The organism is Corallococcus terminator, from assembly GCF_003611635.1.
Taxonomy (GTDB): domain Bacteria; phylum Myxococcota; class Myxococcia; order Myxococcales; family Myxococcaceae; genus Corallococcus; species Corallococcus terminator.
Map to the genome: position 1 here is coordinate 1 of NZ_RAVZ01000266.1, position 14,195 is coordinate 14,195.

Here is a 14,195-nt window from a genome sequence, read left to right on the forward strand (position 1 = left end):
GAGGTGCTCGGGCCCTCTCACGTGGGTCCGTCGCTGATGGTGCACGGCCGGGCCGCGTTCGTCCTGGTGGGCGGTGCGCGCTGGGGCGCGGACGTGCTGATGCGCGAGCCGCGCGCGCTGCCGGAGGCGTGGCGCCGGGCCGTGTGTGAAGCCGTGCCCATGGCGGCCCCGGCGGAAGTGCCCTGCCAGATGCGCGAGCAGGTGCTTGTTCTCAATCCGTTCATGGACATGTTGCGCCGCTGGCTGCGTCCGGCCAACAGCCAGGCGGGTGTGTCGCCGTCGCGCTAGGCCGCACCCTCCACCCCGCCTCGTCCACTGGAGCACCGTCCTCATGAACGCCGAACCGTACTCGCCGGCCATGGCCCGCCCTCGCCGTGTGATGGTGCTGGGGCTGGCGGCCCTGACCACGGGGTTCGCCTCCGTGGAGATGCACCGGCTGCTCAGCGCCCGGGGCACCACGGTGCCGGAAGTGTTCGTGCTGATGCTGTTCACGCTGTGCTTCGCGTGGATTGCCTTGTCGTTCTGGGGCGGCGTCGCGGGCTTCGTACAGCTCGTGTCGAAGAGCCGCGTGCCGGGCCTGCGCTGGCCCACCGAAGCGGAGGCCGCGGGTCCGCTCACGCGCCGCACCGCGGTGGTGATGCCGGTGCACAACGAGGATCCGGCGTCGGTGTTCGCGCACGTGCAGGCCACGTACGAATCCATCGCGGCCACCGGACACCTGGACGCGTTCGACTTCTACGTGCTCAGTGACTCCACGCGCGCGGAGGCGTGGGTGGCGGAGGAGCTGGCGTGGTCGGAGCTGTGCCGCCGCGTGGGCGGGCAGGGCCGTATCTTCTACCGGCGCCGCTCCGACAACACCGGCAAGAAGGCCGGCAACCTGGCCGAGTTCTGTGAGCGCTGGGGCCGCCGCTACGACTACCTGCTGGTGCTGGACGCCGACAGCCTGATGGCGGGCGACAGCGTGGTGAGCATGGCCCGGCTGATGGAATTGAACCCGGGCGCGGGCATCCTCCAGGTGCCGCCGCAGAACGTGGGCCGCTCCACGCTGTTCGCGCGCCTGCAGCAGTTCGCCGGTCGCATCTACGGCCCCATCGTCGCGGCGGGCGCGGCGGCGTGGCAGTTGGGGGACTCCAACTACTGGGGCCACAACGCCATCCTGCGCATGGCGCCCTTCATCGAGCACTGCGGCCTGCCGGTGCTGCCCGGACAGCAGCCCTTTGGCGGCCACATCCTCAGCCACGACTTCGTGGAGGCGGCGCTGATGCGGCGCGCGGGCTACACGGTGTGGCTGGTGCCGGAGCTGGGGGGCAGCTACGAGCAGCCGCCGCCGGACCTGCTCGCGTACGCGCAGCGCGACCGCCGCTGGTGCCAGGGCAACCTCCAGCACCTGGGCCTGGTGATGGCGGGCGGCCTGCACCCGATGAGCCGGGCGCACTTCGTGATGGGCGTGATGTCCTACGTGGCGTCGCCCCTGTGGCTCATCTTCCTGCTGTCGGGCCTGTTCGCCGCGCTGCATGAGTGGTTCTTCGCGCCCACGACGTTCGTGGACTTCCAGTCCACGCTGCCCGGAGGGGACGCGTTCGACACGGCGGGCGCGCTGCGGCTGATGGTCCTGTCGCTGGCGATGCTGTGGATCCCCCGCCTGATGGGCCTGGGGCTGGTGCTGGCCGACCGCGCGGAGGCGACGCGCATGGGCGGCCGCTTCAAGCTCGCGCTGAGCGTCCTCTTGGAGGGCGTGGTGTCCACGCTGATGGCGCCGGTGATGATGCTCTTCCAGTCGCACTTCGTGTTCGGGACGCTGTTGGGCTACCGGGTGTCGTGGTCCAGCCAGCAGCGCGAGGACACCGACCTGCCGTGGTCGGAGGCCTTCCGTCGGCACAAGTGGCACATGGCGGTGGGCGTCGTGCTCGCGGCGCTGACGGTCGCGGTGGCGCCGGGGATGCTGGCGTGGTTGTCGCCCGTCATCATGGGGCTGTGGCTGGCCCCGGCCATCTCCGTGTTCACCGCCCGCGCGTCGCTGGGCCTGTGGGCGCAGCGCCGGGGCCTGTTCCTCATCCCCGAGGAAGTGACGCCTCCTTCCGTGCTGGTGCGCGCGCAGGAGCTGTCGGAGGAGGGGATGGAGCCGGTGGACGACGCGCTGGACCATGTGCTCTCGGATCCGCGGGCGCACGCGCTGCACCTGGCCCTGCTGGAGGCCCACCCGACGGTGGGGGTCCCCGTGGCGCTTGCGTCCGCGCGGCGCAAGCTGCTGGCGGGCGCGATGGAGCCCCTGTCCCCGCAGGAGAAGTCCGCGGTGCTGCTGGATGCGCGCACGCTGTCCGAATTGCGCGGTCGCCGGCTGGGCGCACGAGCCTGAGGCCGTCCTCCTGGCGCCCGTCTTCCTGGCGCCTGGGGGAACAGTCATCGCGGTTGCGCCGGGGCGGCCTTCGCCCTAGACGCAGCCTTCATGACCCGAGCCTCTTCCCTCGCCGCGCTCGCGCTGTTCGTCTCGCCGCTCATCCCCCTGGGGGCCTTTGCCGCCGAGGCTCCCGTGTCCGAGGGAGATCGGTGGTGGAAGCACATCGAGATCCTCTCCAGTGACGCGATGGAAGGGCGCGACACGGGCAGCAAGGGGTACGAGACCGCCGCGGGCTATGTCTCCAAGGAGCTGGCCTCGCTGGGCGTGAAGCCGATGTTGAAGACGGGCTTTCTCCAGCCCATGGCGTTGCGGTCGCGCCGGATCGTGGAGGCGAAGTCCAGCGTCGCGCTCGTGCGCGGCGGCCAGACGCTGCCCCTGGTGCAGGGCGAGGACGTGATGCTGTCCGCGCGGCAGGGCGACAATGGCACCGTGGACGCGCCCCTGGTGTTCGTGGGGTACGGCCTGTCCATCCCGGAGAAGGGCTACGACGACTTCGCGGGCCTGGACCTCAAGGGCAAGGTTGTGGTGCTGCTCCAGGGCGGACCCTCGAACATCCCGGGGCCGGTGAAGTCCCACTTCTCTGCGTGGTCGGAGCGGGTGAAGGTGCTCAAGAGCGCCGGGGCGGTGGGGTTCGTCTACCTCCAGAACCCCAAACTGCTGGAGCTTCCCTGGGAGCGGATGGTGGCGGCCAGCAGGAATCCCACGGTGCTGTTCGCGGATCCTTCGCTCAACGACTCGGGCGGCTTGAAGGTGGCGGTCGTCACGAACGTGGCCCATTCGCAGAAGTGGTTCGAGGGCGCTCCGCACACCTACGAGGAACTGGTGGCGCTGGCCAACGCGGACCAGCCGCTGCCGAAGTTCGACCTGCCCGCGCGCCTGAAGGTGAAGCTCGCCCTTGAGTCCAAGCCGCTCAAGTCGATGAACGTGGTGGGCGTCATGCCCGGCTCCGACGCGGTGCTGGCGAAGGAGTACGTGGTGCTCACCGCGCACCTGGATCACGTGGGCATCGGCGATCCGGTGAAGGGCGACCGCATCTACAACGGGGCCATGGACAACGCCTCCGGCGTGGCGGCGCTGCTGGAGGTCGCGCGGGCGCTGCGCGAGCAGCCCCAGAAGCCGAAGCGCTCGGTGCTGTTCGCGCTGACGACGGGCGAGGAGAAGGGCCTGCTCGGGTCGAAGTACTTCGCGTCCCGGCCGCCGGTGCCCATCACGTCCATGGTGGCGGACCTGAACCTGGACATGTTCATGCCCCACTGGCCGTTCACCAGCGTGGTGGCCCACGGCAAGGACGAGTCCACGCTCCTGGCGTCGCTCTCCGACGTGGCCGCGAAGCAGGGCGTGCGGGTGCTGGCGGATCCGGAGCCGGACCGCAACCTGTTCGTGCGCAGCGACCAGTACTCGTTCATCCGCGAAGGCGTGCCCGCGCTGTTCTTCAAGTTCGGCTACACCCCGGGCTCCGAGGAGCACAAGCTCTTCAAGCAGTGGCTGGCCGAGCACTACCACGCCCCGTCGGATGACCTGTCCCAGCAGCCCGTGGACCGCGAGGGCGCCGCGCGCTTCATCACGTTCCTGACCGCCATGACGCGCGCGGTGGCGGATGCGCCCGACCGTCCGCGCTGGAACGACGACAGCTTCTTCCGCCGCTTCGCGAAGCCGGTGGCGGAGCCCGCGAAGGTCCCGACCGCGAAGCCGTAGGGCAGGGCGCCTCGGGTGGCTGGGGCAGGGGCTTCAGGCGTCCTGGAGTGACTCGGTGGCGCCGAGGTGGGACTCCAGGAAGCGCAGCGCGCTGCGGATGTCCGACGACGCCGTTTCGCGCGGCGCGTTCCGGGCCGCCTCCATGCGCCGGTGGGCCGCGCTCCGGGCTTCGTGCCCCACGATGCTGTCCGCCGGGGCGGCGCTGGCCTCGGCCAGGTCCAGGGCGGCGCGCAGCAGGCTCACGAGCTGGCGCAGGCTGGGGTCCTCGCGCAGTTCGGGCGCGGCCTCCAGCTCCGCGAAGCACTGGCGGGAGGTCCGCAGCTCACCACACGCGGCCTCCAGCGCGGCACGGTGCGCGATGAAGCGCAGGGCCTGCCAGCGGGACGTCCGCCCCAGGATGGTCACCGCTTCGCCCAGGGCCGCGCGGGCCTGCTTCCAGTCACCTCGCGCGAGCGACGCGCGCCCCAGCTCTCCCAGGGCCGTGCCCTCCAGCAGGCGCTGTCCCATGATGCGCGAGGTGCGCACCGCGGACTCCAGGTGTTCGCACGCATCCGTGACGCCGCCCGCGTCCAGCAGGTAGCAACCCAGGTTGAGCCGCGCCAGGGCCTCGCCGGTGCGGTCCTCCACGCTGGATGCGCGGGCCAGGGCCTCGCCCAGCAACATCACCGCTTCGCCGTCGTCGCCCGCCTCGCCAATGGCCACCGCGCAGTTGGTGAGGAAGCCCACCTCGAACGTCACGTCGCCCACCTCGCGGAACAGCGCCAGCGACGCGCGCAGGTGCGGAATGGCCGCCTCCGGGCCGCGCCGCACCTGTTCGACGAGGCCCAGGTTTCCCACCGCGTACGCCTCCAGCCAGCGGTCGCCCTCCGAGGCGAGTGCCTGCGCGTCGTGCATCAGCGTCCACGCGGACGCCACGTCCCCGGCATGGCGGGCGACGATGGACAGGTCCACGAGCACGCGCTTCTCCGCCGCGACCTCGCCCAGCGCGTGGAAGACGGTCCGCACGTGCTCCAACGCCCGGCGCGCCGCTTCCGGCTGGCCCGCATCCAGGTACGCGCGGCCCATCACCGCCAGCGCCTCCGCGCGCTTCAGCGGCGCCACCGGTACATGGGCCGACGCCTCCAGGGCCCGCTCCAGACGCTCCAGCAAGAGGCCCACCGGCCCGCGCGTGCGCGCATCCGGCTCCAGCGACACCAGCGTCTCCAGCGCGCGGCCCAGCGACTCCGCGGTCGCCGGCCGCACCGCCATCGCGTTGTCGCACGCGGCCAGCAGGTTCTCCCGCTCCAGGGCCAGGCGGCGCAACGCCGTGGCCCCTCCCGTGCGTTGGACGCGCTCCCGCAGCCGGCCCGCGAGCTGGAGGTAGGTGTCCGCGTGCCGGGCCTCGCAGGCCGCCTCGTCACCGCGCTCGCGCAGGCGCAGGGCCGCGTACTCGCGGATGCTCTCGTACAGGCCCAGGCGCAGGAATCCTCCGGGCGCTCCGACCTCCCGTGCGCACAGGAGCGAACGGGCGCGCAGCGAGTGCAGCACCTCCAGCACGTCCGGCGAACCCTCCGGCAGCACGAGCACCGCTTCGGCCGCCTCCAGTGTGAAGCCCCCCCGGAACACCGAGCACTGCGCCAGCGCGGCGCACTCCGCGGGCTCCAGCAGGTTCCAGGACCAGTCGATGGCGCCCCGCAGCGTCGCCTGCCTCGCGGTCGCGTCCCGCCGTCCGACGCGCAGCAGCTCGAAGCGCTTCGTCAGCCGCTCGCGAAGCTGCTCCACGCCCAGCACGCTCACCCGCGCGGCGGCCAGTTCGATGGCGAGCGCGATGCCGTCCAACTGCCGCACGATGTCCGCGACGCGCGGGGCCTCCGCGTCGCTCAGGAGGAAGTCGCCGCGGGCCTCGTGCGCCCGCTGCACGAACAGGCGCACCGCGTCCGAGCGCAGGATGACGTCCCGGCGCGTCTCTTCAGGGTCGGGCAGGCCCAGCGGGGCCAGGTCCAGCACGCGTTCTCCGGGCAGCCGCAGGGCTTCGCGCGTGGTGACGAGGAAGCGCGCGCGCGGCGCCAGCACCCGCCACCGGCCGATCGTCTCCGGCACGTGGCGCACCACCTGCTCCACGTTGTCGAGGATGACCAGCACCTCGCCGCAGCCATCCAGCGCCCGGCCCAGGCGCTCCGCGGGCGCGCTGCCATCCCCGTCCGCGGCCAGCGGCACGCCCAGCGCCCGTCCCACCGCATGGCAGAGGTCGCCCGCCGTCAGTGCCTCCTCCAGGTCGCAGCGCCAGACGCCGCCCTCCCAACCGCCCGCGTCCGACTCCAGCCCGCCAAAGTGGGTGGCCAGCCGCGTCTTGCCCATGCCGCCCGGGCCCAGGATGCTGATCAGCCGCGCGCCTTCGCGCACCCACTGGCGCAGCGTGTCCAGCTCCTCGCCGCGCCCCACCAGATCCTGCCGCGAGGCGGGCACGTTGCCGGGCCTATCCCTGGGCGCGCGCAGCGCTCCGAAGCGCCGGTGCGCCAGGGACGCGGGCAGCACCTCCACCAACGTGACGCTGTCGCCCACGCCGCGCAGGCGGAAGGCGCCCAGCGTGCGCGCGACGGGCAGGCCCATGGAGGCCAGCTCCGGCGCGACGCGTGCCCACGCCGCGCCGCTCAACAACACCTGTCCGCCGTGGCCCGCATCCGCCACGCGCGCGGCGATGTTCACCGGTGGCCCCAGGTAGTCCAACCGGTGGGTGGAGGGGTCCATGCGGTAGTCGGGTTCACCCACGTGCACCCCCATGCGCACGCGCAGCCCCCGGTGCTTCAGTCCTTCCGGCGAGTCCTCCTCCGCCGCGTCCGGCTCCCCCAGCAGGGCCGCGGGCCAGCTCACGTGCAGCAGCGCTTCTTGCGCGCGCAGGCACCAGTGCACCGCCTCCACCGGGGACGCGAAGGCGACCATGAAGGCGTCGCCCTGCGACTTCACCTCATAGCCGTCCGTGCCCAGCAGGAGGGCGCGCAGCACGCCGTCGTGCAGTTCCAGCGCGTCGCGCATGCTCGTGCCACAGCGCTCCCACAGCCGCGTGGACCCCTGGATGTCGGTGAAGACGAGCGCCACCGAACCGGTGGGCGGGAGGTGGGCGTGGGGCGGCTCGTCACGGCCAGAAGGCGCCTCGTCGGCCGTGGGCGCGACGACCGTGAGTCTGAAGGCCTCTGCCATGCCGCTGCTCCCTGAGACCGGAAACCCCACCTGCTCCCACCCCGGTGCCGACGTGTTGCCCGCGAGGGTGACGCCCCTGACGTCAGCCCTTCACATGGAAAGCAGTACGGGCCAAAACGGCAACGTGCACCTGTCGGGCAGGGCCGGGCGCCGCTAGTGAGCACTTGTGATCGCGCCGCGCGCGCATCCATCAATGGACGACAGCCGTATGGTCCCACGGGGCCTCCCTTCTTCGACGTTCGGGCCTGGCCGCCTGCGGGTGTCGCAGGGTCTGCCGGGCCCCATTCCAAGCAGGGCGGGGGGCCGTGTTAGGACTGCGGCACGTCCAGGGTTCGCGATGCGACACCGCGAGGCCCGCGACGCACTCTCCGGAAGGACTCATGCGTTCGACTTCGGCACTGGCGTTGATGATGGCTTCCCTCGCATTTGGCGCGCTGACGGCCTGTGGTGATGACAAGGCGACGGGCGGCGACAACACGGACGCGGGGACGCCGGATGGCGGCGGCACGGGTGGCGAGGCCACCGGCAAGTGCCCGGCCTCCGCATACATCTGCGAGAACTTCGACAAGGGGCAGAACGGCTGGAAGACCCCGGACGAGGAGCACAACGCCACCATCACCATCGACGGCACGCGCACCCGCTCCGGCAGCGGCGCGCTGCACGTGGTGACGGAGCCGGGACACAACGAGTTCCCCCTGGGCGCGGAGGAGGATCCGCAGACCATCGCGCACCTGCGCAAGGACATCCCCACGTTCGGCACGGCGCTCTATGCGCGTGCGTACGTGTACCTGAACCGGGCGGCGCCGCAGGACGTGATGGGGACGTACTTCATCCTCTTCTCGCCGGATGAGCCCACCCATCAGCAGTTCGGTGGCATCGAACTCCAGGGCATGATCAACGGCGGCTTCGCGCTGGATGACTGGAGCGGCATCCCGGACACGGGCTGGAACTACCAGAACGACCTGACGGTCACGACGTCACCCAACCGGTGGACCTGCATCGAGTGGGCCGTGAAGCGCACGAAGGCGACGGACACCACGGGCCGCGCGCAGGTCTATGTGGACGGGGCGCTGGCGTTCGACTTCCCGGACGTGGGCATGCGGCCGTTCACCAACTTCGCGGTGGGCTACGGCTTCGTGCACCCGCACGGCGACTCCGCGTCGGAGACGTGGATCGACGACGTCGCGGTGGCCCCCGAGCGCATCGGCTGCGAGTAGACAGGGCCTGGCGGGCCTCCTTCCCAGGAGGATGGAGGCCCGTGCTAGGACTGCGTCATGTCCCTGACGAAGATCGCGGACGAGACGCTTCGCATCACCGAACAGGGCACCTACGTGCCGTTCTCCGGGCGCGAGGTGTCCATCCGGGACGCCGTGGCGCACGCGGTCCAGGGCACGGTGCTGCTGCGCCCCGGTGACTTCGAACGCCTCACGCGGCCGGCTCCGGTGAGCGGCTACACCATCGAGGTCACATCGGAGAAGACGGGGGAGGCCGCGCGCCGGCTGGTGGAATTGGAGGGCGTGAGAGACGTGTTCGCGCTCAACTTCGCGTCGGCGGTGAATCCGGGCGGCGGCTTCCTCACGGGCTCGAAGGCGCAGGAGGAGGACCTGGCGCGGTGCTCGGCGCTGTACGCGTGCCTCTTGAAGTGGCCGGAGTACTACGAGGCGAACCGCAAGGTGCTCTCGCCGCTGTACACGGACCACTTCCTGTATTCGCCCGGGGTGCCGTTCTTCCGCAATGAGCGCTACGACCTGCTGGAGCGCCCGTTTCCCGTGACGGTGCTCACCGCGCCCGCGCCCAACGCGAAGCTGCTGTCGGTGAAGGAGCCGGAGGTCGCGCAGAAGCTGCGGGAGGTGCTGTTCGAGCGGGCGCTCAAGGTGCTCCAGGTGGCGGCGCACCACGGGCACCGCACGCTCATCCTGGGCGCGTGGGGCTGCGGCGCGTTCCGCAACAACCCGCACGACGCGGCGGAGGCGTTCGCTCGTGGGCTGAACACGATGCAGGGGGCATTCAGCCGCGTGGTGTTCGCGGTGTACGAGCGCGACGGGCAGGGCCCCAACCTGCGCACGTTCCGCGAGCGCTTCGGCTGACCGTTCCGTGCTCGCGCGGGCGCCTGCTAACGTGGGCGCATGCGATGGAGCCAGGTGGGGCTCGTGGTGGGTGTGCTCGCGTGCGCGAGCGCTTCGTGCGTGGGCACTGCGTCCCGGGTCCCGGTGACGCCGGAGTCGTCTGGGGCGCATGCCTCGAAGGAAGCTCCTCTCAAGGTGCCCCTCAAGGTCGTGGCGCGGGACGTGGAGGGACAGCCCCTGTCCGGTGTCGTCTTCTTCGCACGGCCAGCACGTGAGAACAGCTCCTTGGCCCGCTACAACTCGGTCTTCGTTGGCATTACGAATGAAAGCGGCACGGGGCAGTTCCTGCGTCCTCCCGGCTGGTACATCGTTTGGGCCAGGGCCCCGGGCTACCAGTCCTTCGTGGACACGGACGTGCGGCTCGGGCGCGACCATCCGGCGACCGTGACGATGACGCTCCAGCCGGGAGGCACGGTGTCAGGGTTCGTGGTGGATGACTTCGGCGCGCCGGTCGCGGACGCGCAACTCTCCTGGGTTCCCGAGGATGAGACAGCGCCCCGGCTGACCGAGGTCAGCGACAAGGACGCCCGTTTCCAATTCAAGGGCGTGGGGCAGGGGCGGGGCGTCTTGATCGCCGAGCGCACGGGCTTCCCCTGGATCCGCCAGGCCTTCGACTCACTGCCCCGTGAACTCAAGGTCACCTTCACCGCGCCGGGCAGGTTGCGGGTGCGTGCCGTGGCGCCAGACGGCCGGCCGATGAACATCTACGACACGGACCTGGAGCAGCTCGACTCAGGGGAGAGCTCCGGGCACCGTGTCTCCGCGGACGGGGTCGTGATCTACGAGGGGCTTCGTCCAGGGCGCTACCGGGTGGCGACCTCGTACGCGCCCTGGCCGTCCACCTGGTGGACCGCTGCTTCGGAGTTCACGGTGGTGCCAGGGCAGGCGCAGGAGGTGGTGCTGAGCTTCGAGGGCTTCAAAGAACGTGAGGCCCTTCAGGGAAGAGTCGTCGGTCCGGGCGGACATCCATTGAGCAGCGTCCGGCTCTTCGCGGAGGCGGGGAGCGAGAAGGCGGGAGGCCCCAGGAGCCTGATCGAGGCGATGACCGATGCGCAGGGACGCTTCGCGATGGAGCACCTGCTGAAAGGTCCCCAGCGGATGCGCTTGAGCGGATCCCAGGAGGTCGTGGAGGTCGCCGCCGATGCCCGGGACGTGTCCTTGTCGTTCCCCGCTTTCAAGGTCGAGGAGAGCGTCCTCGATGGCCGGGTGCTGGCCCCCGATGGTCGGCCGGTGGGCCGCTTCAAGGTGCTTGGGACGACGTTCGAGGATCCCGAAGGACGTTTCACGCTTCCCCGAGTCGCGTCGCCGCCCGTGGAGTTGATCTTCGAGGCGAGGCACTTCGCGCCCCTGCGCCGCGTGGTGGAGACGCTGACGTCCCCGCGCACCGTCCTGCCCGATATCGTCCTGGACCGTGGACGCACGGTGCGAGGGCAGGTCCTGGGCATGGATGGACGGCCGCTCGCGTCCGGGCACGAGGTGTCCCTCATCTTCACGAGGGACCTGAACCTCCCCTCCGCTCAGGGTGTGTTGGCGCGTGCCCTGACGGATGCGGATGGCCGGTTCGTGATGGCGCACGTGCCGCGCGACGCCGGGGTCGTCATCGTCCATGCGAAAGCAGGGACCGCCATGCAACCGCTGGGCGCGGAGCAGCAAACGGTGAACCTGCGGGTCGTGCCGGATGCCCGCGTCCAGGGTTCCGTGGTGGACGCGGAAGGCCGGCCGCTCGAAGGCTACCCGGTGGAGTCCTGGTGCAAGGGACGCGTTGTTTCGGAGCTCGAGGCCGATGAGGAAGGACGCTTCACCCTGCACGCTCCCAGCGGACAGGACTGCGTGCTGAAGGTCTCCGATGGCCGCAAGCCGTGGAGCTGGCCCAGGCCACCCCGGCGGGTCTTTCTTCCTCGGCGTTTCGAGGGGGCTCCGGGCGAGACCCTCCAGGTGGAGATGCGGGCCCGCACGGGACCTGCTTCGCTGCGCGTGAGGCTGCCCTGGGGCAGCGAGTGGTACGACGTCGTGCTCGTCCCTGGGGACGTTCCCCTGCCGGCGACGACACCCGAGATGAACGCCCTGGTGGTGAATGGCATCGACCCCGACTTCGATGTCCTCGAGCGCCGGCCCGAGTGGATCGATTCAGGCATCATCCAATCCGGAAGCGATGCCTTCGAGTTCAGCTCGCTGCCCTTGGGGCGCTACACGCTGTTCGTGACGGAGAACCTCGAAGGGCGCTCCGTCCAGCGCATCTCGTTGGACTTGTCGAAGCCCGGAGTCCACGACATCGCGTCGAAGCTTCCAGGAGACGGTGGGGCGTACTTCGCGCGCTGAAAGGCGGCTCCGCCAGGTCCACGGGCGCGGGTGCTTGCTAATGTGGGCCCATGCGATGGAGCTGGGTGGGGCTCGTGGTCGTGATGCTCGCTTGCGTGGGCACTTCGTCTCAGTTGCCGGTGACGCCGACGGAGGCGTCCACTGCGCAGCCTCCCGAGCCTGCTCCCAGTGGAGCGCTGCTCACGGTCGTGGTGAGGGACGCCGGCGGACGACCCCTTTCCGGCATCCGCTTCAAGGTCCGGCATGGGCGCGCGGACCACGCCCAGGCCCTCTGGGGAAGGACGGATGGAAGCGGACGGGCCCAGCTCCGGGTTGCTTCGGGCTGGTACGTCGTGTCGGCGGTGGTCCCGGGCTACCAGTCCTTCGTGGACACGGATGTGCGACTCGGACGCGACCATCCGGCCACCGTGACAATGACGCTCCAACCCGGAGGGCGGGTGTCGGGGCGCGTGGTGGATGCCTCGGGCGCGCCGCTCCGTATCGTGTGGGTCGCCTGGGTTCCCGGGGATGAGACCGCGCCCCGGGTGTCGGCGATGAGCGACTCGGAGGGGTGTTTCTCTCTCGACGGGGTGGGGCGTGGCAGGGGCGTCCTGGTCTCCGAACGTCCGGGCTTCATCCGGGGGCGTCAGGTCTTCGAGTCACCGCCCCGCGACCTCAAGATTACGCTCACCGCCACGGGGAAGCTGCGCGTGCGTGCCGTGGCGCCGGACGGACGTGCGATGAACATCTCCGACGCGGACCTTCATCGGCTCGATGCGGGAGAGGCGGGAGACTGGTCCCGCGTGGCCGCGGATGGAGTGGTGGCCTACGAGGGACTTCATCCGGGGCGCTACCGCGTGGCGACCGATGACTCGCCGCATCCGGGCACCACGTGGACGGTCGCCTCGGACGTCGCGATCCTCCCAGGCCAGACCCAGGACGCGGTGCTGCGCTTCGAGGGCTTCCAGGAGCGCGTGCCCCTTCGCGGCCGGGTCGTCGGCACGGACGACCGCCCGTTGACGGGCATCCCGCTCATCGCGACCTCGGGCGATGTGAAGACGGGGGACCGGGAGTCCGTGACTCGCGTGATGCCCGACGCCCAGGGGCGCTTCGTGATGGAGCACCTGCTGCAAGGTCCCCAGCGCATGACGCTGAGTGGAGCCGACGAGGTCGTGCAGGTCGCCGAGGACGCCCGCGACGTGTCGCTGGTGTTCCATGCGCCACCCCTCACCGAGGGTTTCGTCGAGGGCCGGGTCCTGGGGCCGAATGGCAGACCGCTGACGCACTTCAAGGTGGAAGCGACGACGTTCGAGGATCCCCGGGGGCGGTATTCGATCCGGGTGCCCACGACGCTGCCCCAGGTGCTGACTGTTTCAGCGGAGGGCTTCGCGCCCGCGCGCCTGCGGGTGGGAGCCCTGACGTCCCCGCGCACCGTACTGCCGGATGTCATCCTGGACGCGGGGCGAAAGGTGCGAGGGCAACTGCTGGGCCTGGACGGTCAGCCGCTTCCGGCCGGGCGCGACGTGACGCTGGTGATCACCCGGGAGAGAGATGCCCATTTCTCCCAGGACACGAGGAGTGCCCGGACGGACGCGAATGGCCGGTTCGTGATGGAGCATGTGCCGCGCGAAGCGGGGATCCTCCAGTTCGCCGACGAGGACGCCGGAACCGCCGTGCAGCCACTGGGCGCGGATCAGGAGGAGGTGACGGTGCGGCTCGTGCCGGATGCCAACCTCCAGGCCACGCTGGCGGATGCGCAGGGGCGGCCGCTGGAGGGCTTCAAGCTGATGGTCCGCTGCCAGGGGCGCTTCGGCTCGATGCCCACGACGGACGCGGAGGGGCACTTCACCGTGCGCGCACCGGGCGGACAGCCGTGTGTCGTGAAGGTCCTCCAGAATGGAGGGCCCTCGGCCTGGCCGAATCCGCCTCGGCGGGTCTTCTTTCCCCGACAGTTCGTCGGCGCCCCGGGAGAGACGCTCCGGATGGAGCTGCGGGCCCGCACGGGGACGGCCTCGTTGCGCGTGACGCTGCCCACCGCCAGCGAGTGGTTCGAGGTCGCGCTCGTCCAGGGCGACGTTCCCCTGCCGCCGACGCTGCCCGCGATGGAGACCCTGGTGTTGCACGCCATCGAGCCCGACCCCGGTGCCTCCGAACGCAGGCCGGAGTGGAACGAACGGCAATTCGTCTCCTTCGGACGCGGAAGCTTCGAGTTCAGCTCGCTGCCGCTGGGGCACTACACGCTGTTCGTGATGGAGAATCGGGAGGGCATCGCCGTCCACCGGATCCCGGTGGACCTGTCGAAGCCCGGGGTCCTCGACATCGCGTCGAAGCTTCCCGAGGACGGCGGGGCCTTCTTCCCTCGCTGAAGGCGACTACGCCGCGTCCACGGGCAACGTCACCGCGAAGCACGCACCGCCGCCGGACGCTTCCTCCACCCAGACGCGGCCGCCGTGCTCTTCCAATATCTGCCGCACGATGTAGAGCCCCAGCCCCAGCCCGCC

At 70.7% G+C, this 14,195-nt stretch carries 8 protein-coding genes and 1 pseudogene; 7 read left to right on the plus strand and 2 right to left on the minus strand.

Annotation, left to right across the window (positions count from 1 at the left end; all coding sequences use genetic code 11):
• From D7V88_RS43205 to D7V88_RS29950, 3 genes and pseudogenes are all read left to right on the plus strand, one after another.
• A pseudogene (locus D7V88_RS43205) lies at window positions 1–288 on the plus strand (hypothetical protein); the annotation flags it as partial.
• Window positions 289–331: 43 nt separating this feature from the next.
• Window positions 332–2,356 (plus strand): glucans biosynthesis glucosyltransferase MdoH, encoded by a 2,025-nt coding sequence (mdoH, locus tag D7V88_RS29945; protein WP_120544037.1) that lies wholly within the window; start codon window positions 332–334, stop codon window positions 2,354–2,356.
• A gap of 90 nt (window positions 2,357–2,446) precedes the next feature.
• A complete protein-coding gene (locus D7V88_RS29950; protein WP_120544038.1) occupies window positions 2,447–4,093 on the plus strand; it encodes a M20/M25/M40 family metallo-hydrolase in 1,647 nt (548 codons plus the stop codon).
• Between the two features lie 33 nt (window positions 4,094–4,126).
• Here the strand turns inward: D7V88_RS29950 and D7V88_RS29955 are convergent, their stop codons facing one another.
• The gene (locus D7V88_RS29955; protein WP_120544039.1) at window positions 4,127–7,270 is read right to left on the minus strand and encodes an ATP-binding protein; all 3,144 of its coding nucleotides are present in this window, start codon (window positions 7,268–7,270) and stop codon (window positions 4,127–4,129) included.
• Window positions 7,271–7,650: 380 nt separating this feature from the next.
• On the opposite strand from D7V88_RS29955, the gene D7V88_RS29960 reads away from it, so the two are divergent.
• The 4 genes from D7V88_RS29960 to D7V88_RS29975 are packed head-to-tail and all read left to right on the plus strand — an operon-like array spanning window position 7,651 to window position 14,060.
• Complete coding sequence (locus D7V88_RS29960; RefSeq protein ID WP_120544040.1) at window positions 7,651–8,487, plus strand: hypothetical protein; 837 nt, start codon at window positions 7,651–7,653, stop codon at window positions 8,485–8,487.
• Between the two features lie 57 nt (window positions 8,488–8,544).
• On the plus strand, window positions 8,545–9,357 hold the full coding sequence (locus D7V88_RS29965) for a TIGR02452 family protein (RefSeq protein WP_120544041.1): 813 nt from the start codon (window positions 8,545–8,547) through the stop codon (window positions 9,355–9,357).
• Between the two features lie 39 nt (window positions 9,358–9,396).
• Window positions 9,397–11,715, plus strand: coding sequence for a carboxypeptidase-like regulatory domain-containing protein (locus D7V88_RS29970; protein ID WP_147448915.1), 2,319 nt, complete (start codon window positions 9,397–9,399; stop codon window positions 11,713–11,715).
• A 50-nt stretch (window positions 11,716–11,765) separates the two neighbouring features.
• Window positions 11,766–14,060, plus strand: a complete 2,295-nt coding sequence (locus tag D7V88_RS29975; RefSeq protein ID WP_120544043.1) for a carboxypeptidase-like regulatory domain-containing protein — start codon at window positions 11,766–11,768, stop codon at window positions 14,058–14,060.
• A 6-nt stretch (window positions 14,061–14,066) separates the two neighbouring features.
• Here the strand turns inward: D7V88_RS29975 and D7V88_RS29980 are convergent, their stop codons facing one another.
• The gene (locus D7V88_RS29980) at window positions 14,067–14,189 is read right to left on the minus strand and encodes an ATP-binding protein (protein ID WP_372241133.1); all 123 of its coding nucleotides are present in this window, start codon (window positions 14,187–14,189) and stop codon (window positions 14,067–14,069) included.
• Between the last annotated feature and the right edge of the window lie 6 nt (window positions 14,190–14,195).